The organism is Herbaspirillum sp. BH-1 (genome assembly GCF_002870055.1).
In the GTDB taxonomy this organism is placed as follows: Bacteria; Pseudomonadota; Gammaproteobacteria; order Burkholderiales; family Burkholderiaceae_D; genus Herbaspirillum; species Herbaspirillum frisingense.
The window spans coordinates 41,405-62,489 of record NZ_PKOI01000002.1; the positions used below are offsets into that span (position 1 = coordinate 41,405).

The window sequence follows — 21,085 nt, forward strand, 5'->3', positions numbered from 1 at the left end:
ATTCAGTCCGGCGCGACATCACCGCCAGGGGCGGCCCTCGCGGCCCTGGCCGCACAGTAGTCGGCGGCCATCAGGCGAAAGGCGGTCACCGCCGGGTTGTCCTGGTCGGCGCGCCAGGCCATGCTCATTTCCGCTCGCGGCACCTCGCCGGCCAGCGGGCGGAACTCCACCCGGTCGTAATGGAAGCGCTGGGCCGAGGCCGGCAGGATGCCCACGCCCAGGCCGGCCCTGACCAGCGAGAGGATGGTGTGGCTCTGGTCGATGTACTGGGTGAAGTCGGGTTTGACATCGGCCGCGCCGAGCATGGCCATGATGCGTTCGTAGAAATACTTGCCATGCGTGGGTGAATGCATGATGAAGGGCTGGCCGTCCAGTTGCGCCGTGGCCACCTCCGCATGGCGTGCCAGCGCATGGCCCTTGGGCATGGCCAGTACCAGCGGCTCGTCGTCCACCAGGGCCAGCTCCAGCGGCTGGCGCGACGACAGGGGCCGCAGAAAGCCGATGTCGATGGTATTGGCAGTGAAGGCCTCCAGCTGCGCCACCGAGATCAGTTCGAACAGCACCACGTCGATCTCCGGCAATTGCTGGCGCGCCTGCATCAGCAGTTCCGGGATCAATTCATAGCCGGCGGCGCCGGTGAAGCCCACCCGCACGCGCCCGGTCTTGCCCTGGCTGGCGCGGCGTACCGTGCTCTCGGCCTGTTCGGAGAGCTGCAGCAGGCGCGAGGCGTCGGCCAGGAACACCCGCCCTTCGGTGGTCAGCCGCACCGTGCGGCCAACCCGTTCAAACAATTGCACGCCCAGCTTGTGCTCCAGCAGATGGATCTGGCGCGACAGCGGTGGCTGCGTCATGTTCAGCAGGGCCGCTGCGCGACGGAAGTTGAGTTCGGTCGCAGCGACCACGAAACAACGGACTTGAGCCAGATCGAGCATGGGGATTCGCCTGTGAAGAGTGCGCCTGCATTATAGGCGCACTCCCTGTTGCGGCCGGCTGGCCTCAGGTGGTCAGGCTGCCTTCCGGGCGTAGGCCGGCCAGGCCCTGTTCCAGGCTGGCCAGGACCATTTCGCCCATGGCGGTACGCGACTCCACGGTGGCGCTGGCGCGATGCGCCTGCAGCACCACCTGGTCCATCTGCAGCAGGGCGGCCGGCACGTTGGGTTCATCCACGAACACATCCAGACCGGCCCCGGCAATGGCCCCGCGCTGCAGGGCATCGACCAGATCCTCTTCTACCACCAGCTTGCCGCGCGCGATGTTGATGAGCACCCCGTCGCGACCCAGTGCGTCGAGCACCGCGGCATTGACGATGCCCTGCGCCTTGTCGGCGGCGGCGGCCAGCACCAGCACATCGCTCTCGCGCGCCAGTTGCAGCAGGTCGGCAATGAAACGGTGCGGCAGGTCGTCCATGGCACGCAGGTCGGTATAGGCAATCGGGCAGCCGAAGGCCGCGGCGCGCTGCGCGATGGCGCGCCCCACCTTGCCCATGCCGACGATGCCCACGCGCTTGCCGCTCAGGCGCCGTGCCAGCGGGATCGCCGCCGGCGAGGGATGACGCACCCAGTCGCCGCGCTGCACGAAGGCATGGCCCGGACAGATCTGGCGGCACACCGCCAGCATCAGGCCCAGCGCCAGGTCGGCCACGTCCTCGGTGAGCGCGCCGAAGGTACCGGTCACCGGCAAGCCCTTGCTGCGCGCATGGTTCAGATCCACGGCATCGGTACCCACGCCATTGACGGCCACCACCTTCAATGCCGGCAGCTGATCCATCAACGCATTGCTGATGCCGGTGTGACCGCCCGTGATCACACCTTCGATGACCGCGGCGTGACGGGCGATATAGGCTTCCTTGTCCTCCTGCTCGAACAGGCGATGCATGTGGTACCGGCTTTCCAGCTTGTCGTTGATGGCCGGGACCAGGATGGGATTGAGTTGCAGCACGTGGCGTTTCATGGGGAGACTCCTTCTCGTTCGATGGCAATGCCGGCGGATGATGCGGTCATTCGGGGAGCGCGTCCAATCCGAAAAGGCTATCAATTGATACAGGAATTGGTGAGCGATCCGGTATCAGCATCGATTCAATCTGCACATCACCTGATAGCCAGAAAAGATTGGACGGTATTGCAGTGCACGGCCATGATTCCCAGCGTCGGCCATCCCGAGACGGCCGCCGAGAACGTCGGGCGCCAATATCTCCCTTTGCCGGGAAGCACAACAAAGCCCGCCACCCGCAATGGAGACAAGCATGCACCTGCGATCGCACCGGACGGGCAGGGCGCTGCCGCCCTGAAGGCGACACCGTCATCTTCCCGCCGCCAATAACGATAACCACGAGACACGCCACAAGGAGTCCGACGATGAATCATGTCGACGCCGCCGACCAGGTCGGCCGCCACCGTTCAGCCGCATCCGCCGCATCTGCAACTTCAGCAACCTCAGCCACCTCTGCCGCTGCCACCCTGCAAAAGCCTACCCGCTACCGCTGGGTGGTGATGGGCCTGATCTTCCTGATCTGGGCCATCGCCTGTGCCGACCGCGCCAACTTCGGCATCGCCCTGCCGTACATGAAAAAGGAGTACGGCATTTCCAACACCGAGGCCGGCCTCATCGTGAGCCTGTTCTCCTTCGCCTATGGTTTCGTGCAGATTCCGGTCGGCCTGATGTACAAGCGGCTGAGCGAAAAGACCACCGGCATCCTGTTTTCGGTGTTCATGCTGCTGACCTCGCTGTTTACCGGCCTGATGGGGACCACCTCCTCGGTACTGCTGCTGCAGCTCTACCGGGTCGGCCTGGGCCTGTCGGAAGGCCCGCTGGGCATCGGCTGCACCAACGTCATCAACCGCTGGTTCCCGCCGGAAGAAAAGGGAACTGCCACCGGGCTCTGGATCGCCGCCTCCAAGCTGGGACCGCTGATCGTGCCCACCGTGTGCATCATCGTCATCCAGCTCTGGGGCTGGCGTGAAATCTTCTACGTCTTTGCTGTGCCGGGGATTTTCCTGGCCATCCTGTGGCTGTTCCTGGTGACCAATTCCCCGGGCGACAACCGTTTCTGCAACGAGGCCGAGCGCCGCTATATCAGCCATGATGCTCCCGCCAGCAGTGCCAACGCCAATACCAATGCCAACGCCGCCGGCAGCAAGCCCCTGGTGGGTGCCCAGGTCACGCCCATGCCCTGGCTGGACGGCATCAACCGCACCCGCCGCGTGCCACGCCTGGAAACACTGCGCCAGGTCTTCACCTCCTGGAACGTGATCGGCGTGGCCCTGGGTTACGGTTGCATGATCGGCATCAGCAATATCTTCATGTCCTGGATACCGACCTACCTGGTCACGGTCAAGGGCTTCGCCTCGGTCAAGATGGGCTTCCTGGCCTCGGCACCCTTCATTGGCGCGGTGGCCGGCAACATGCTGGGCGGCATCATCTCGGACCGTCTCCTCGGTGGCCGCCGCAAGCCCATGATGCTGCTCGGTGCACTGGGTACGGCGGCGATGACGTTGCTGCTGGTGGAAGCGCCCGACAGCGTGCTCTACCTGGGCGCCATGCTGATGCTCTCCGGCCTGATGCTGGGCATCGGCTTTGCCGGCTATTCCGCCTATCCGATGGGGCTGGCCACCAAGGCCACCTATCCGACCGCCTTTGGCATCGTCAATTCGCTGGGCCAGATCGGTGGCGCCTGCGCGCCGCTGGCGGTGGGCATGTTGCTGGACCGCTATGACTGGACCAGCGTGTTCCTCTACATGGTCGGCACCTCGTTGCTGTGCCTGGTGCTGCTCTTGAGCGTGGTCGAGCCGATCACGGTGAGAAAGGCAGGGGAGGAGGCCTGAGCCTTGCTTCGGCACCTTACCCGGGCCCGCCATCGCGCGGGCTTTTTCATGTGGGATAAATATCCATAGGATATTAATTCGAGTCGAATTATATATTGGACAAATGGTAGCGCCCGAGGCACTCTTGGCGTCCCATTTTCCCTAAGCAGCCCTGAGGAGACACCCATCATGCCGACCTATCGTTCCTATACCACCACCCAGGGCCGCAACATGGCCGGCGCACGCGCGCTGTGGCGCGCCACCGGCATGAAGGATGGCGACTTCACCAAGCCCATCATCGCCGTGGTCAACTCCTTCACCCAGTTCGTGCCCGGTCACGTGCACCTGAAGGACCTGGGCCAGCTGGTGGCCCGCGAGATCGAGGCGGCCGGTGGCGTGGCCAAGGAATTCAACACCATCGCCGTTGATGATGGTATCGCCATGGGCCACGACGGCATGCTGTACTCGCTGCCCTCGCGCGACCTGATCGCCGACTCGGTCGAATACATGGTCAACGCCCACTGCGCTGACGCCATGGTGTGCATCTCCAACTGCGACAAGATCACCCCGGGCATGCTGATGGCCGCCATGCGCCTGAACATCCCCGTGGTCTTCGTCTCCGGCGGCCCGATGGAAGCCGGCAAGGTCATCAAGACCGTCAACACAGACCGCAAGGTCATCAAGCTGGACCTGGTGGACGCCATGATCCAGGCCGGCGACCAGAACATCTCGGATGCCGACGTGGCCGAAGTGGAACGCTCGGCCTGTCCGACCTGTGGTTCCTGCTCGGGCATGTTCACCGCCAACTCGATGAACTGCCTGACCGAAGTGCTGGGCCTGTCGCTGCCGGGCAATGGCACCATCGTCGCCACCCACGCCGACCGCAAGGAACTGTTCCTGCGCGCCGGCCGCCTGATCGTCGAACTGGCCAAGCGTCACTACGAGCAGGACGACTATTCCATCCTGCCGCGCAACATCGCCACCAAGGAAACCTGGGAAAACGCCATGACCCTGGACGTTTCCATGGGCGGCTCCACCAATACCGTGCTGCACCTGCTGGCGGCCGCGCACGAGGCCAAGGTCGAATTCACCATGGCCGACATCGACCGCATCTCGCGCAAGGTCCCTTGCCTGTGCAAGGTCGCGCCGATGACCAACAAGTACCACATCGAAGACGTGCACCGCGCCGGCGGCATCATCTCCATCCTGGGCGAACTGGCCCGTGCCGGCCTGCTGGATACTTCGCGCCCCACCGTGCACAGCAAGACCCTGGGCGAAGCCATCGAGAAATACGACATCCGCGTCTCCAGCGATCCGGCCGTGCACAAGCTTTTCCGCGCAGCACCCGGCGGCGTTCCCACCCAGGTGGCCTTCTCGCAGGCAGAGCGTTTCGAGGACAACGACCTGGACCGCGCCAACGGCTGCATCCGTGACCGCGAGCACGCCTATTCGCAGGATGGCGGCCTGGCCGTCCTGTACGGCAACATCGCCGAGAAGGGTTGCATCGTCAAGACCGCCGGCGTGGATGAAAGCATCCTCAAGTTCTCCGGCACGGCCCGTGTGTTCGAAAGCCAGGACGCCGCCGTCGAAGGCATCCTGGGTGACAAGGTCAAGGCCGGCGACGTGGTCATCGTGCGCTACGAAGGTCCCAAGGGCGGCCCCGGCATGCAGGAAATGCTGTACCCCACCTCGTACATCAAGTCCAAGGGCCTGGGCAAGGCTTGCGCCCTGTTCACCGATGGCCGCTTCTCCGGCGGCTCCTCGGGCCTGGTGATCGGCCACGCCTCGCCGGAAGCGGCCGAAGGCGGCGCCATCGGCCTGGTGGAAGAGGGTGACCTGATCGACATCGACATCCCCAACCGCAGCATCAACCTGCGTGTGACGGCGGACGACCTGGCCAAGCGCCGCGCCGCCATGGAGGCCCGCGGCGATGCCGCCTGGAAGCCGGCCGAGCGCACCCGCGTGGTGTCACAGGCGCTGCAGGCCTATGCCGCGCTGACCACCTCGGCCGATCGCGGTGCGGTGCGCGACCTGTCGCAACTGAAGCGCTGAGAAGTGTCCACGTCCTGCTGATGCCGCTGATTGGCGGCAACACCAGACGACAATGCCGCCCGCGTTCAAGCGGGCGGCATTTTTTACGCCAGGATCTTCTGCTCCGGCCCCGGAGACCTTTCGCGCCGCTCAGACCTTGATGGCCGGGCGCATATGGGTGGACGCCAGGGCCAGCCCTTCCTCGAAGGAAGACAGCACCATGTCCACCTGCTCCTTCACGGTTGCCGCGTCTACTTCCTCATTGAAGAAGGAGGGGCGGATCGTCACCAGCAAGGCTTGCGGCAGGTTGCTGCGCAGCGTCCCCACCACCGCCATCCAGGCGTCCAGCCGTTCGCGGGTCGGATAGACCAGGAAGACGATGGATACCAGTTCGGCCTTGCTGCTGTCCGGGCGTTCGTCTTCCGGCTGATCCAGCGTGATGCTGCGGGCATCGATGCCGGACACGCGCAGGGCATGCACCAGCAGTTCGGAGAGCAGGTCGTCGCGTTCGCCCTGCAGACCGCCGCACAACACCACCGATCCCAGTGGCACGTCCAGCGAGCCCTGCCAGCGCCCCAGTCGCGCCAGGCGCAGTTCGCGCAGATGCGCGCCCACGCCGCTGTTGAGCAAGGGGACTTCGCGCCGGCGCCGCAAGCTGCGCGGCGCGCCGGGGGTTTGCGTCAGCACGTCGGTCAACTGCGAAACCGAACCGCGCAGCCGCTCCTGCTGGGCCGTCTCGATGCGCCCGTGGCGCAGGTCCAGCGCCGCCAGCGCCAGCCCAGGCAGCAGGATCTGGTCGCAGTACTTGGCAAAGCTCTGCTTCTGCAGATGGCTGCGGGCGTCGCGGATGATGGCGTCGGATTCGCCGGCCAGCGCGCGCTGGTAGAAGCGTTCGGCGTGGCTCATGTCAGGGGCCTCGCCCAGCAGGATGGTGATCGGCTCCAGCGCTGCCACATGACGGCCGGCCACCACCAGGCAGAGCGTCAGCGGAGTCGACAGCAACAGGCCGATCGGCCCCCACAGCGAACCCCAGAACAGTGCCGAGACGATCACCGCCAGCGGCGACAGCCCGGAGCTATGACCATAGATGCGCGGCTCGACGAAGTTGGCCACGATCACTTCCAGGCAGACATAGAAGGCCAGGAAGGACAATGCCAGCCACCAGCCGGGATCGATGGCGGCGATGAAGATGGAGATCATCAGGCCCGACGCCAGTGCCCCCAGATAAGGCACAAAGCGCAATACGCCAGCCAGCGTACCCCACAGCACCGCGTGCGGCACGCCACCGGCGGCCAGCACCGCGCCCATGATCAGGCCGAACGCCAGGTTGACCAGGAACTGCGAAAAGAAGAAGCGTGACACCCCCTCGGCCGCGTCGCCCAGGGCCTGCATGGTCCGGCTCATTTCCGTCAGGCCGGCCAGGCGGATCAGGCGTTCGCGCAGCGACTCCTGTTCCAGCAGGATGAAGACCAGCAGCACCAGCACGATGCCGGCCTGGCCGATCGGCCCCCAGGCCAGTGCGAATAGCCGTCGCAGGGCACCCCTGACCGACATGCGGGTATCGGCCTCCGGCGTGGATGTGGCATTGGCCGCGGTCGCTGCTGCAGCTGCTGCGTGGCTGTTCTTCTTGCCGCTGCGATTGACCTCCGGCACCGGTTGCGGAATGACCGCGCTCAACTCGGCCTCCAGCCGGGCGAAGGGGCGCTCGGTGATGGCGCGCACGCTCTCCACCTTTTCCTGGATGGCTTCGCGGTACTGCGGCAGGTCACTGGTGACACTGACGAGCTGGAATGCCAGCACCACCGCCAGCGCCACCAGGCAGGCACCCACCAGCAGCACCGAGATGATGGCGGCGGCGGCGCGATTGATGCCCAGGGCGTCCAGCTGGCGCACCAGCGGCAGGATGATCAGGCTGGCAATGCCGGCCACCGCCAGCGGTGCCAGGATGTCGCGACCGAAGTAGAGCATGCCCAGTATCACGGCCGCGCCGAGCAGGGTGGTGGAACTCAGGCGCGAGAAGGCGGAAGTCTTGAGGTTTGGCATGGGAGGGGCGGGAGCAATGTCTTTGGCGGGGCCGGCGGCGTTGTTGGGATGGTTGTCAGGATCGCGCCGGGTCGATCACTTCGTAGAGCTCCAGCGGCAGGCCGTCGGGGTCGGCGAAGAAGGTAAAGCGGCGGCCGGTGTATTCATCCACGCGGATGTCCTCCACCGCCACCCCCTGTTGCTCCAGTTGCTCCTTGCAATGCTGTACATCGGCCACCGCGAAGGACAGGTGGCGCAGACCGCAGGCCTCCGGACGCGACGGCCGGGCCGGCGGCGCGGGAAAGGAAAACAGTTCGATCTGCGTGCCATCGGGCAGGCCCAGGTCCAGCTTCCAGGAGTCGCGTGCCTCGCGATAATGCTCGGCGATGACGCGCAGGCCCAGCAGCCCGACGTAGAAGGCCTTCGAGCGCGCGTAGTCGGAACAGATGATGGCGACGTGATGAGTGCCTTGTAGTTGCATGGCGGTCTTTCAGAGGGAAGAGGTAAGCGTGGACATCAACGTCGCGGCCCGGTGCGCGCCAGCTCGGCGCAGACGCCGCGTACCTTCTCGCGCAGCCAGCGATGGGCCGGGTCCAGTTCCACGCGCGGATGCCACATCAGCGATACCACGATGGGATCGGTCGCCACCGGCAGTTCGAACAGATGGATGCCGGAGGCGCTGCCATCCTTGCGCGGCGCACCGGCCGTGGTCAGGAAGGAGTACGGCACCATGGAGACCAGATCCGACGAGCGCACCACCGCCAGCGCAGCAGGAAAACTGGGGACGATGGCCACCACCTTGCGCGTCAGTCCGCGTTCGGCCAGCGCCGCATCCAGCGGGCTGCTGCGGTCGCCCCGTGGCGATGCACTCACGTGTTCGAAGCTGCAATAGCGCTCGGCGCTCACGCGGCGCAATGCCGCCAGCGGATGACCGATGCGCACCGCACCCACGAAGCGGTCGCGGAACAGGGTCTGCAGCCGCACTTCCGGCCCCATCTCGCTGGCCACGCCGATCTCCAGGTCGGCACTGCCTTCGCGCAGCGGCAGCGGGCTGCGCTCCACCTTGGGGGCGAAGCGCAGGCGCACCAGCGGCGCTTCGGCGGCCACGGCGCCGATCAGGGCGGCACCGCAGGCTTCGATGAAGCCCTCGTTGGCGCGCACGGTGAAATCCCGCTCCAGCCGCGCCAGGTCCAGCTCGGGGACGGAGGGGCGCAACACCGAGCGGGCTTCGTGCACCACGTTGCGTACCCGCTCGCGCAGCGCCTCGGCGCAGGGCGTCAGCACCATCTGGCGGCCGGCACGCACCAGCAGATGGTCGCCCGTGGCCTGGCGCAGCCGGGTCAGCGTGCGGCTCATGGCCGAGGCGCTCAGGCCCAGGCGGCGCGCGGCCCCTGCCACGCTGGCCTCGGCGATGAGGGCATCGAGCGCGATGAGCAGGTTGAGGTCGGTTTCGGTCATGCCGGCATCCTAGCATGGCCGCAGTGACATGGCGTCGCATGCAATGATCCAATGCAAGCCGTGCGTCTTCCGCCTTGTCTCGTGGGTGGCTATAGTGAAGACCTGATTCGATCCTCCAGGAAATTTTCCCATGGAACTGTTTTCCGACCTGCCCGGCGACGAAGGCCTGCCGGGCGTGCGCCGCCGTCGCGCCATGCTGGCGGTGATGACCGCCACCACCATGGCAGTATTCGACGGCACCATCATCAATGTCGCCCTGCCGCAGATCGGTCTGGCACTGCAGACCTCGGCCGCCGCCTCCGTCTGGGTGGCCAATGCCTACCTGCTGGCCACCGCCATGACGCTGGCGGCCTTTGCCGCCATGTCGTCGCGACTGGGATTTCGCAACCAGTTCACGGCCGGGCTGGCGGTGTTCACGCTGGCCTCGCTGGGCTGTGCCCTGTCGCCCTCGGTGGAATGGCTCATTGCCATGCGCGTGCTGCAAGGGCTGGGGGGCGCGGCCATGCTCAGTATCGCGCCGGCGATCCATCGCACGGTCTTTCCGAACCGCCTGCTGGGCCGCATCCTCGGGCTCAACGCAGTGCTGGTGGCGGCCGGCACCGCCATCGGCCCGGTGCTGGGCGGCACCCTGCTGGCCGCGCTGAGCTGGGAGTGGATCTTCCTGATCAACCTGCCGCTGGGCGTGGCAGCGGTGCTGCTGTCGTGGAGCGCCATCCCGGACACCCGCCAGCGTGGCCGCCTGCGCCCGCCCTTCGACATGGCCGGCGCACTGTGGTCGGCGCTGGCCATGGGCGCGGTCATCATGGCCGCCGACACCTGTGCCCACTTCGCCGACCCCGGCCAGGGCGCCCACGCGGCGCTCACCGCCGCGGCCTACGCGCTGGTGGCGCTGGTCTCTGCACTGGCCTTCGTGCGCGGCCAGCGTCGGGTGCGCGAACCGCTGTTGCCGCTGGACATCTTTTCCAATGCGCGCTTTTCCCTGGCTGCGTTGACCTCGCTGGCGTCCTTCGTGGGCCAGGGGATCGCCTTCGTGGCCCTGCCGTTCCTGTTCCAGAATGCCTATGCCTACAGCGCCTTCGAATCGGCGGCCCTGTTTACGCCCTGGCCGCTGGGCATCGTACTGGTGGCGCCGCATGCCGGACGCCTGGCCGACCGTCATTCTCCGGCCCTGCTGTCCAGCCTGGGACTGGCCGTATTTACCGTCGGCCTGGTGTTGCTGGCCCTGCTACCCGATCACGCCCAGGCCTGGGACATCGGCTGGCGCGCTTTGGTGTGCGGCATGGGCTTCGGCTTTTTCCAGAGCCCCAACAACCGCGAGATGCTCGGCAATGTCTCGCGCGAACGCAGTGGCAATGCCTCCGGCGTGCTGGCCATCATGCGTACTTTCGGCCAGTGCCTGGGCGCCGCGTTGCTGGGCGTGATCCTGGCCGTCCATACTGCAGGTGCCGTGGCCCACGGTGAACTACAGATGAGCCCGGTGCAGGATGGCGAGGCGATCCGTGTCGCATTGTGGGTGGCCGCGCTGGCCACGGCCTTGGCCACGGCGGTCAGCGCCAGCCGCCTGCGCCGCAAGGCGCAATCGCCCGCCTGATGCGGCAGAGCAAGCCATGCTGCAGGACTGCTCAGCAGTAGCGCCGGCATATGGACAAAACTGAAAGGTACGTAAAAACCTAACTTTTTAGTGACCGGATAAATCCTCGCTGATTCTCGCTTTGCCCCGTCGAGTGGAGACTTAGACTGCTCCTGCTTGCCGCTGCGCCGGTTGCTGCGGATGTCCATCACAATGACAACAAACAGCACATCCTTTGCCGCCAGGTTCATGCGACCTGGCGTCGCAGCCTCCCTGCGACAAGCTCCGTCAAACTCTCCCCGACCCACCCGAGACCGGCCGGGGGATACCGCAAAGGGGGCAATACCATGGGCAAATTCAAAGTCGTGACCAGGCTGGCATTGGGCTTCGGCCTGATTCTCGTGTTTCTTCTGGGCATTTCCTTGCTGGGGATGATGGGCATGTCGCGCATGAACGACGCCCTCACCGACATCACTGCCGTCAACAATGCCGAGACCAGGCTGGTCACCGCCATGCGCAATGCGCTGAGCCAGCGCGCCATCGCCATCCGCAATATTGCCTTGCTGGACGACCAGGAAGGCATGCGGGTCGAAGCGCAGACGCTGGCACGCCAGGAAAAGCTCTACGGCGATGCACGCGTGGCACTGGAGAAGATGTTTGCCAGTGAAACCGCCACCACCGACCGCGAGCGCCAGTTGCTGGCCCAGATCAAGGCCGATGAAGCGGCCACCGTACCGCTGATGGCCAAGGCCTTGCAGCTGGGGCTGGAGAACAAGCCGGCCGACGCCGTCAAGGTCCTCATCACCGAAGTGCGACCCAGGCAGCAAGGCTGGATCAAGTCGCTCACCGACCTGTCCGAGTTCGAAGAACAGCTCAATGACGAGGCTGCCACCAGCGCACGTGCCACCTATGAATGGCTGCGCGGCATCATGCTCAGCGCCGTGGCGCTGGCCTTGCTGGTGGGCGTGGCGGGATCGGCCATGATCGCCCGCAGCATCCTGCGCCAGCTGGGCGCCGAACCTTCCGAAGCACAGGCCATCGCGCGCGACATCGCCAGCGGTGACCTGACCGCCACGGTGCGACTGCGCGAAGGCGACGGTTCCAGCCTGATGGCGTCCATCGAACAGATGCGTCACCAGTTGAACGTGATCGCCCACGGCATCAAGTCGGCCGCCGAAACCATCTCGGTGGCCAGCGGGCAGATCGCGCAGGGCAACTTCGATCTGTCTCAACGCACCGAGGAACAGGCCGCCTCGCTGGAAGAGACCGCCGCCAGCATGGAAGAGCTGACCACCACCGTGCGCCAGAATACCGAGCACGCGGGCGAGGCGCTGCGCCTGGCCAGCGGCGCATCGCAGACCGCCAGCGCCGGTAGCGAGGCTTTCGATCGCGTGGTAAAGACCATGGACCGGATATCGGCCAGCTCGGGCAAGATGGCCGACATCATCAGCGTCATCGAAGGGATCGCCTTCCAGACCAACATCCTGGCCTTGAACGCGGCCGTGGAAGCGGCCCGTGCCGGCGAGCAGGGACGGGGCTTTGCGGTGGTGGCTTCGGAAGTGCGTTCGCTGGCCCAGCGCAGCGCGGTCGCGGCCAAGGAGATCAAGGACCTGATCGGCGAATCGATGGCCCACGTGGGCGCCGGGTCGCAGCTGGTGGCCAGCGCCGGACAGCAGATGGGCGCGATCGTGGACTCGGTACAGCGCTTCGGTGAAATCATGAACAGCATCGCCACCGCCACCCAGGAGCAGGGCAGCGGTATCGAGCAGATCAATACCGCCGTGGTGCAGATGGATCAGGTCACGCAGCAGAATGCGGCGCTGGTGGAGGAGGCCAGTGCGGCCGCGCAGTCGCTGGCACAACAGGCCAGCGGCTTGCTGAAGGTGGTCTCGATCTTCAAGATCCGCCAGGACAAATCGCTGACGACGATGCAGGACCAGGCCGCCATGAGCAGGTCCGCGCCGATGCCGGCGCTGCGCTGAGCGCAGACGGCGGTGCAGGCAGGAATGCCGATCTGGTAATGATTTGACGGCTGATCGGGGATCAGCCGTTTTTCATGCGCCCGATGTCGGTGTCGGGCCCGGTTTTAGTTTTACGCTCAGGCCGAAGGGCCGCCTTCATCATCTTCGTCCTTGGGCACGAACACCATGCCGGTCTTGGCGTTGTAATCCATCAGACCGGCATAGCGGCCCCAGGCGATCATGGTCTCGAAGGTCTTTTCCGGATTGTCGTAGGGCAGGGCGCTGCCGATGTCCTTCAACACGCGCTCGGCCTCGATTTCCTCGGCCTCGCCCAGCACCGCCAGGATGATGTGGAAGATACGCAGCTTGTAGACCTGTTCGGCGAAGATGGCGCGCTGCCCCAGCCGGTCGGCCGCCACGAAGCGGTGCCCGAGCTCGGTGAGGAAGACTTCCTGCTTGGGCGTATCGACCAGTTCCAGGATTTCGGCGGCCTTGACGGTGGCGATGGTCTCGCCGAATTCCTTGCCGATCTCGTCGGAGATGTCGTAGATGTTGTTCAGTTCCGGCTCGTCGTGCAGCAGGCTCATCAGCCCCAGGATCTGGCCCACCGGGATCAGCGGGATCGACTCCATGCGCTTGCGGCCACGCGAGATCGGCTCGCCCGGCATATGCACTTCCGGCGGCAGGTCGGGCAGGGTCAGGGTGGTGATCGCTTCGTGGATGATATTGACCAGGCGCTGGAATTCCGGGCTCTTGCTGTCGCGCGGGTAGGGCAGCGGGTTTTCCAGCACCAGGCCCAGGCGGCCCGGGCGCGGGAACACCACCACGATGCGGGTGGCCATCTCGACCGCTTCCTCGATGTTGTGGGTGACCATGAAGATCGAGGTCAGGCCGCTGTCCGGTGCGCGCCACAGGCTGATCAGTTCCTGCCGCAGGTTTTCCGCGGTCAGCACGTCCAGGGCGCTGAAGGCTTCGTCCAGGCACAGCAGCTTGGGCTTGGACACCAGGGCGCGGGCGATGCCCACACGCTGGCGCATGCCGCCGGAGAGTTCGCGCGGATAGGCGCTGTGGTAATTGCCCAGGCCGATCAGTTCGATGGCGCGGTCCACCGCCGCGTCGCGCTCCTCGCGGGTCGGGTTGTGCGACATCAGGCCCACAGCCACGTTCTGTTCCACCGTCAGCCAGGGATAGAGCGCAAAGGTCTGGAACACCACCGAGGCATCGCGATTGACGCCATAGAGCTGCTTGCCGGCCGCCATGGTGTGGCCCGAGCTGGGTTCCACCAGCCCGGTCAGGCAGCGCAGGATGGTCGACTTGCCCGAGCCGGACTGGCCCAGCAGGGCCAGCAGTTCACCCTCGTGCACGGCCAGGTCGATGTTGTCCAGCACCTTCAGTTCATGGCCGCCGGCGGTGTTATAGGATTTGCTGACCGCGCACAGTTCGGCGACGGCGGGACGTTGTTGCGGAGAAGTCATGGTCATGGCTGGGCTCAGGATCAATCGAGGCGGAAACGGCGTTCGGCGAAGGCATACAGGCGACGCCAGACAAACTTGTTCATCACTACCACGAACATCGACATCACACCGATGCTGGCGATGATGAGCGGCGTATCACCGGACTTGGTGACCGCCGAGATATAGGCGCCCAGGCCGTCGGCCTTGAGCGAGACATCGCCCCAGCTGGCCAGTTCGGCCACGATGGAGGCGTTCCAGGCGCCCCCGGCGGCGGTGCAGGCCCCGGTCACCCAGAACGGGAAGATGGCGGGCAGGATCAGGGTCTTCCACAGGTTCCAGCGCGACAGGCCGTACATGCGGGCGGCCTCCTTCAGGTCGTTGGGGATGGCCATGGCGCCGGCGATGACGTTGAAGAGGATGTACCACTGCGTGCCCATGGCGATCAGGAGGATGCTGCCCCAGTTCATGCTGACGTTGCCGGCCACGAACCAGCCCACCACCAGCGGGAAGGTCATGTTGACCGGGAAGGAGGCACCGATCTGTGCCAGCGGCTGGGCGAAGCGGGCGATGTGCGGCTTGGAGCCGATCCAGACCCCCACCGGGGTCCAGATCAGGGTGGCGATCACCGTCATGGCCAGCACCCGCAGCATGGTCAGGAAACCCAGCCACACGATATGCCCGAACAGGCTCCAGCTCATCGCCCCGTGCAGGGCGTCGATGGCGGCCACCAGCCCGCGCAGGGCCTCGAAGATCAGCAGCGCGCAGATCAGGCCGCTCAGGATGCGATGGGTCCAGCGCCGGCGCGCGATGCGGGCCGGGGTGGGAACACCGGGTGACGCCGGCCGATGGCGCGCCAGCCAGTCGCCCAGCGGCTGCCACAGTTTTTCGTCGAGCCAGGTAAAGACATAGGAGCCGCGCAGCAGGTCGAAGACCCAGGACGTCGGTGCCGATCCCGATTCGGTCAGTTCGATCTTGAACTTGTCGGCCCAGGCCAGCAGCGGCCGCCATACCAGCTGGTCGCTGATGAGGATCAGTGCCAGCATGGCGATCACCGCCCATAGCGCCGCCGTGTGGTCGCCCTGGTCGATGGCCTGCGCCATGTAGGAGCCCAGGCCGGGCAGCTTCAGGTCCTTGTTCATGACGCTGATGGCCTCGCTCTGCGCCACGAAGAACCAGCCGCCGCCGAAGGACATCATCGAGTTCCAGATCAGGCTGTGGGCCGAGGCCGGCAACTCCACGGTGCGAAAGCGCTGCCAGGCGGTGAGGCGGTAGGTGGTGGCGGCTTCCTGCATGTCGGTCGGGATGGTGACCATGGAATGGTAGAAGCCGAAGGCCATGTTCCATACCTGGCCGGTGAAGATGGCGAAGATGGCAGCGCACTCCACCCCCATCAGGCTGCCCGGGAACAGCGCCATGAAGCCGGCCACCGTGGCCGAGAGGAAGCCCAGCACCGGCACCGACTGCAGGATGTCCAGCGCCGGCAGGATCAACGCCCGCGCCCGGCGGCTCTTGGCGGCCAGGTAGCCGGTGCCGATGGCGAAGAACAGGGAAAAGGCGAAGGCGATCCACATGCGCAACAGGGTGCGGCCGGCGTAATAGGGGATCATGGCCGGCGAGCTGTCGACTTCCAGCTGGTCGGACGGGTCGAAATGCACCAGCATCCCCTTGCCGAAGTGCAAGGCGCTCCACAACAGCCCGAACAGCACCGCCAGCACCAGCGCATCAATCCAGCCGAAGCCAGGCTTGACTTCTTCATAGGCCGTCAGTTGCGGCGAGGTGGTCTTCATTTTCATGGCGATGAGGTGCAATAGCGCTGCAAGGCGTGGTCGGGTTCGCGGATGCCGGTCGTGCGCGATCAGATTCGATCAAACGCCCCCAGGACGGGCGGCGCCACTTTAGCAAAGGAGTCTGACAGTTTCTTGACCAGCTTGCCAACGATCGTGCAAATGCTCACATGCACAAACGACAACCGGCACCGGAGCAATCCGCTCCGGCGCCGGTTCCTGCCACGTCTTCGAACTACGTCCGCACGACGATATCGGCCTGCACCTCAATCCTGCTCTGCGGCTGCCGGCTTCCTCGGAATCAGGCTCCACATCGTCAAACCGCTGAGCAACAGCAAGCCCGCCAGGATATAGAGGGCGATATCCATGTTGCCGGTGCGGGTCTTGACCAGGCCGATCAGCCAGGGGCTGACAATGCCGCTGGTGATGCCCACGCTGGAGATGAACGCAATGCCCGGGGCGATGGCCTGGGCCGGCAACAGGCCCGGGGGCAACGACCAGAAGATCGGCAGGGCCGCGAAGATCAGGACCGCCGCCAGCGACAGCAGCGCCAGCGAGACCGCCAGGCTGGACGGATGCAGAGTCAGCGCCACCAGCGCCAGCGCGCCGCCGGTGGTGCAGACCAGGAAGTGGCCGTGCCGCTCGTTGCGCCGGTCCGAATGGCGCGCGATCAACAGCAGGCCGACCGCGCCGATGGCATTGGGGATCACGCTGTAGAGCGAGACCTGCACCACGTCCTTGATGCCGAAGTCACGGATCATCAGCGGCATCCAGAAGTTCAGCGTCAGCGAGCCGCAGGTCAGGGCGAAGTAGATGAAGGCGAACAGGTAGGTCGGCGGGTGCGCCAGCGCCTGCCGCAATGCCAGCAGCGAATGGGCGCTGACGTGCTGGCTGCGATGCACTTCCTGGCTGTGCCGGGCCAGCAGGAAACGACGTTCCTCCACACTGAGCCAGGCCGCCTGCGCCGGGCCGTCGGCCAGCCAGAAGATGGCCAGCAGGCCCAGTACCACCGCCGGTGCACCCTCGATGGCAAACATCCACTGCCAGCCATACAGGCCCATGACGCCGGCCATGTCGCGCATGATCCAGCCCGAGACCAGCCCGCCCAGGACCCCGGCCACCGCCACCCCGGCAAAGAAGATCGCCATCACCGCCGCGCGTCGTTGCGCCGGGAACCAGTAGCTCAGGTACAGCACGATGCCCGGGAAGAAGCCGGCCTCGAACACCCCCAGCAGGAAGCGCAGCGCATAGAAGTGGCTGGCATCGGTGACCGCCATCATGCCCACCGAGGCCAGTCCCCACAGGATCATGATGCGGCTGAAGGTACGCCGTGCGCCGAAGCGCGCCAGCGCCATGTTGCTGGGGACTTCGCACAGCACATAGCCGACGTAGAACACGGCCGCGCCCAGGCCATACATGGCGTCGCTGAAGCCCAGGTCCTGCTTCATCTGCAATTGCGCGAAGCCGATGTTGATGCGGTCCAGGAAGGAAACGACATAGCAGATGAACAGGAAGGGAATGATGCGTAGCCAGACCTTGCGGTAGACGGCGTCTTCGGTGCTGCCGCCGAGGTCGTCAGCGGGCTGGGCGGCCAGCGTGCCGGCGCCCTGGGATGGGTGGATCATGGTTGTCTCCGTTGTCAGGCGCCTGTGCCGGCGCTCTTGGGGATGTGGAAGGGGTGAGTGCTCAGGCTGCCGCGACGGTGGCCGGGGTCACGCTGGCGCGGGCGCGTTGCATGGCTTCCAGCAGGACGTCGTGGCCGCCGATGTGATTGCACAGCAGCAGGATCAGGCGGGCATTGACGGCCTGGCTGGCGTCGTCATCCAGGTCACGGTGCATGGCGATCAGGGCTTCATAGAAATCGTCCGGTCGCGCCAGGTTGGGCGAGGTATTCAGGATCATGGTGTTCTCCTTGGTCGATGTAGGCTCGGGGTTGGGATCAAAGGTCTCAGAGGGGGAGATCGGGACGTGGACTCTCAGGCGGCATCCTTGATGGCGATGGCATCGCCGCTGCCGGCATGACCGGTCGCCCGCCACAGGGCCTGCAGGATGGCGAGCGCATCGAGGTCGCGCCAGCGCGCGCAGACGTGCTGGTCGGGGCGGATCAGGTAGCAGCCGGGCGCGCTGGCATGCGCGGGCATGTCGTAGCGCCGGGCGGCCAGGCCTTCGATGTCGTGGACCTGGCTGGCCGCCGCGCCCATGTTGTCGAGGGCCTGGCAATCCGATGGCGTGGCGGGTGCCGTGCTGATGAACAGCAGGCGCAGCGGCAGTCGGGCCTGCGTCATGCCGGCCAGTTCCTGCAACTGTGAAGGCGCCAGGCTGGCAGCAGGGGCGAAGATCATCAACACGAAGCTGTCGCCCAGATGTCGCAACAGCCAGTCGCGGCCGTCGGTGCTGTCGGTAGCATTGGTGCCACCCAGCGGCGCATCACAGCAGGCTGCCCCGGGCTGCATGCCGGCGCTGAAGGATGCGTGGTCTCCGGTGTTGAGCGGCGAGGCGTGCAGCGTGGCCGGCAGTGACAGCCGGCCGCTGTTGACCAGCCTGCACGCAAAGCCGTGCTCGCGCGCCAGGTCCAGCACGGCGTCTCGGAAGCACCGGCTGACACCGCTCTTGGGCGTGATGAAATCGGTGGAGCGGGTGGAATTGAGCAGGTTTTCATCGGCCGCGAATTCGCGTTCGTCGGCATAGCTGTCCAGCAGGCTCTCCGGCGCCTGGCCCTGCAGCACGCAGGCCAGCTTCCAGGCCAGGTTCTCGGCATCCTGGATGCCGCTGTTGGCACCACGCGCGCCGAAGGGCGAGACGCAATGCGCGGCGTCGCCCACGAACAGCACGCGACCATGGCGAAAGCGCGCCATGCGCACGCAGGCAAAGGTATAGACGCTCACCCATTCCAGCGAGAACTGTACCTCCGGCCCCAGCAGGGCACGCACCCGGGGGATCACTTTTTCCGGCGTCTTCTCCAGCACCGGGTCGGCATTCCAGCCGAGCTGGAAGTCGATACGCCAGACCTCATCCGGCTGGCGGTGCAGCAATACCGACTGGTTGGGATGGAAGGGCGGGTCGAACCAGAACCAGCGTTCGGCCGGGAAGGGCGCGTCCATCCGGACGTCGGCGATCAGGAAGCGGTCGCGGAAGGTGTGGCCCACGCTTTCCAGGCCCATCATCCTGCGCAATGGGCTGCGTGCGCCATCGGCGGCCACCACGTAGTGCGCCTTGAGGCGGTAGCTGCCCTCGGGGCTGTCCACGGTCAGGGTTTCGTGGTCGGCATGGTGTTCGATGGCGCTGACCTTGCTGCTCCAGCGGATGTCGATGTCGGGCAGGGTTTGTGCCTGCTCCAGCAGATAGCCCTCGACGTAATACTGTTGCAGATTGATGAAGGCCGGGCGGGCGTGGCCGCGTTCGGGCAGCAGGTCGAACTCATAGACCGGCTGGTCGCGCAGGAAGACCTTGCCGCGATTCCAGCCCACGCCCTTGTCCACCATGCGCTGACCGCAGCCGAGGCGGTCGAAGATATCCAGCGTGCGCTGGGCGAAGCAGATCGCCCTTGAACCGGTGGAGAGCGTATTGTCGTCGTCCACCAGCACCACCTTGATGCCCTGGCGGGCCAGATCGATTGCGGTGGCCAGGCCGACCGGGCCGGCTCCCACTACCACCACCGGATGGATCGGCGCATGGCCGGGCCGGGTCTGTTCGGCGCAGGGCCGATAGGGGAAGCGTTGTTGCTGGTAGTCGATGGCCGCAGTGTCGAGGCTAGGGATATTGTTCATGTCGGTCTCCTCTCTCCCTTTGCTCAGGCCTGCAGCGCCGTCCACATCTCCTTGTCGCGCGCAGCGGTCCAGATGCGCGGGTGATGGATGCCGGAGGCTTCGTCATAGGCCCGGGTGACATCGAAGGGCAGGCAGTGCTCGTAGATGAAGACCTGGGCGAACTTGGGGTCCATCAGCGTGCGGGCATGGGCCATGGCTTCCTTCAGGCCCATCTTCGCGGCCACTGCTTCGCGCCCGGCGCGCAACAGGGTGGAGACGAAGTCGCGGGTATAGGCGATGCCCTGCTCGACCTGTTCACGCCCGCGCAGTGCGGGGCCGCGTCCCGGCACTAGTGCCTCGGCCTGTAGCGCCGAGAGGGCATCGAGGGTGGCCGGCCATTGTTCCAGCTGGGCGTCGCCGCAATAGCAGGCGGCGTCGTACTCCACCAGGTCGCCCGAGAACAACACCTTCTGCCCGGGAATCCAGACCACCGTATCGCCCTTGGTATGGCCCGCGCCGAGGTGGGCGATCTTCACTTCCAGCTTGCCCATGAAGAGGGTCATCTCGCGTTCGAACACCATGGTCGGCCAGGTCAGGCCGGGTACCGTCTCCACCCCGGCGAACAGGCGCGGGAAGCGTTCGATCTCGGACTTCATGTCGGCCTCGCCGCGTTCGGCGATCATTTCGAAGGTGCCGCGGCTGGCGATGACCTGCTCGCAACCTTCCTTCAGATAGGCCGACGCGCCCAGCACCCGCACCGCGTGGTAGTGCGACAGCACCACGTACTTGATGGGCAGGTCGGTGATGCTGCGGATGCGCGCGATCAGGTCCTGCGCCATGGCCGGCGTGGCGGTGGTGTCGATGACCATGACGCTGTCGTCGCCGATGATGACGCCGGAGTTGGGATCGCCCTCGGCGGTGTACGCGTAGGCGTTTTCCGAGATGCGTTCAAAGGTGATTTTCTTGGCGTCAAGATCCGCCTGGGATGCAAATGCCTTGGCCATGTCTGCCTCGTTCAAATAGGTGGGACGTGCATGGACATGGCTTGCGCCATCAGGGGATGTCTCCGTCCACGCCGTCATGGGTCAATGGGGGTCAAACGTTCTTGTTGTTGCCTGGAGTGAGCAGGGTGATGGCATCTTAGTCAGCAGAATTTAATTAGTCAATGTCAAATCTGCTTGTTATGCACTAACGACAGTTTTGTTTGCTCGCCGACATCCCGCGTTCTTGCCATGGCGACATGGATTAGAATCCCGACC

Annotated in this window: 16 protein-coding genes; 5 read left to right on the forward strand and 11 right to left on the reverse strand. The window is 65.5% G+C overall.

Annotated features, from left to right (window positions below):
- Positions 1-2: 2 nt before the first annotated feature.
- Together HBH1_RS03410 and HBH1_RS03415 are read right to left on the reverse strand one after the other, a co-directional pair.
- The gene (locus HBH1_RS03410; RefSeq protein WP_102661599.1) at positions 3-932 is read right to left on the reverse strand and encodes a LysR family transcriptional regulator; all 930 of its coding nucleotides are present in this window, start codon (positions 930-932) and stop codon (positions 3-5) included.
- 64 nt (positions 933-996) lie between these two features.
- Complete coding sequence (locus tag HBH1_RS03415; RefSeq protein WP_102661600.1) at positions 997-1,950, reverse strand: 2-hydroxyacid dehydrogenase; 954 nt, start codon at positions 1,948-1,950, stop codon at positions 997-999.
- Between the two features lie 21 nt (positions 1,951-1,971).
- Here HBH1_RS03415 and HBH1_RS24775 point away from each other — a divergent pair, with 21 nt between their 5' ends.
- The 3 genes from HBH1_RS24775 to ilvD all read left to right on the forward strand — a co-directional run bounded on the left by HBH1_RS24775 (position 1,972) and on the right by ilvD (position 5,852).
- Positions 1,972-2,319 (forward strand): hypothetical protein, encoded by a 348-nt coding sequence (locus HBH1_RS24775; protein WP_146012811.1) that lies wholly within the window; start codon positions 1,972-1,974, stop codon positions 2,317-2,319.
- Positions 2,320-2,354: 35 nt separating this feature from the next.
- Positions 2,355-3,821, forward strand: a complete 1,467-nt coding sequence (locus HBH1_RS03420) for an MFS transporter (RefSeq protein ID WP_199181517.1) — start codon at positions 2,355-2,357, stop codon at positions 3,819-3,821.
- Between the two features lie 168 nt (positions 3,822-3,989).
- The gene (ilvD, locus tag HBH1_RS03425; protein WP_102661601.1) at positions 3,990-5,852 is read left to right on the forward strand and encodes a dihydroxy-acid dehydratase; all 1,863 of its coding nucleotides are present in this window, start codon (positions 3,990-3,992) and stop codon (positions 5,850-5,852) included.
- A 129-nt stretch (positions 5,853-5,981) separates the two neighbouring features.
- Here the strand turns inward: ilvD and HBH1_RS03430 are convergent, their stop codons facing one another.
- Genes HBH1_RS03430 through HBH1_RS03440 form a run of 3 tightly spaced genes read right to left on the reverse strand, consistent with a single transcriptional unit; the run spans position 5,982 to position 9,311 of the window.
- Positions 5,982-7,874 carry an AI-2E family transporter gene (locus HBH1_RS03430; RefSeq protein ID WP_102661602.1) on the reverse strand — a complete coding sequence of 631 codons (1,893 nt, stop codon included), beginning with the start codon at positions 7,872-7,874 and terminating at the stop codon, positions 5,982-5,984.
- Positions 7,875-7,929: 55 nt separating this feature from the next.
- On the reverse strand, positions 7,930-8,334 hold the full coding sequence (locus HBH1_RS03435) for an SMU1112c/YaeR family gloxylase I-like metalloprotein (RefSeq protein ID WP_102661603.1): 405 nt from the start codon (positions 8,332-8,334) through the stop codon (positions 7,930-7,932).
- Between the two features lie 35 nt (positions 8,335-8,369).
- Positions 8,370-9,311 (reverse strand): LysR family transcriptional regulator, encoded by a 942-nt coding sequence (locus HBH1_RS03440; protein WP_006461899.1) that lies wholly within the window; start codon positions 9,309-9,311, stop codon positions 8,370-8,372.
- 130 nt (positions 9,312-9,441) lie between these two features.
- Here HBH1_RS03440 and HBH1_RS03445 point away from each other — a divergent pair, with 130 nt between their 5' ends.
- Together HBH1_RS03445 and HBH1_RS03450 are read left to right on the forward strand one after the other, a co-directional pair.
- Positions 9,442-10,902 (forward strand): MFS transporter, encoded by a 1,461-nt coding sequence (locus HBH1_RS03445; protein ID WP_102661604.1) that lies wholly within the window; start codon positions 9,442-9,444, stop codon positions 10,900-10,902.
- A gap of 326 nt (positions 10,903-11,228) precedes the next feature.
- Positions 11,229-12,863, forward strand: coding sequence for a methyl-accepting chemotaxis protein (locus HBH1_RS03450; RefSeq protein ID WP_102661605.1), 1,635 nt, complete (start codon positions 11,229-11,231; stop codon positions 12,861-12,863).
- Positions 12,864-12,979: 116 nt separating this feature from the next.
- Here the strand turns inward: HBH1_RS03450 and HBH1_RS03455 are convergent, their stop codons facing one another.
- From HBH1_RS03455 to HBH1_RS03480, 6 genes are all read right to left on the reverse strand, one after another.
- Positions 12,980-14,323, reverse strand: coding sequence for an ABC transporter ATP-binding protein (locus HBH1_RS03455; RefSeq protein WP_102661606.1), 1,344 nt, complete (start codon positions 14,321-14,323; stop codon positions 12,980-12,982).
- Between the two features lie 14 nt (positions 14,324-14,337).
- Positions 14,338-16,083 (reverse strand): ABC transporter permease, encoded by a 1,746-nt coding sequence (locus HBH1_RS03460; protein ID WP_102661607.1) that lies wholly within the window; start codon positions 16,081-16,083, stop codon positions 14,338-14,340.
- A gap of 263 nt (positions 16,084-16,346) precedes the next feature.
- The gene (locus HBH1_RS03465) at positions 16,347-17,705 is read right to left on the reverse strand and encodes an MFS transporter (protein WP_102661608.1); all 1,359 of its coding nucleotides are present in this window, start codon (positions 17,703-17,705) and stop codon (positions 16,347-16,349) included.
- Between the two features lie 61 nt (positions 17,706-17,766).
- Entirely contained in the window at positions 17,767-17,982 is a 216-nt protein-coding gene (locus tag HBH1_RS03470; RefSeq protein ID WP_006461893.1) for a DUF2783 domain-containing protein, read from the reverse strand.
- Positions 17,983-18,056: 74 nt separating this feature from the next.
- Positions 18,057-19,847, reverse strand: coding sequence for an FAD-dependent oxidoreductase (locus HBH1_RS03475; protein WP_102661609.1), 1,791 nt, complete (start codon positions 19,845-19,847; stop codon positions 18,057-18,059).
- A gap of 23 nt (positions 19,848-19,870) precedes the next feature.
- Positions 19,871-20,830 (reverse strand): MBL fold metallo-hydrolase, encoded by a 960-nt coding sequence (locus HBH1_RS03480; RefSeq protein ID WP_102661610.1) that lies wholly within the window; start codon positions 20,828-20,830, stop codon positions 19,871-19,873.
- Positions 20,831-21,085 lie beyond the last annotated feature (255 nt).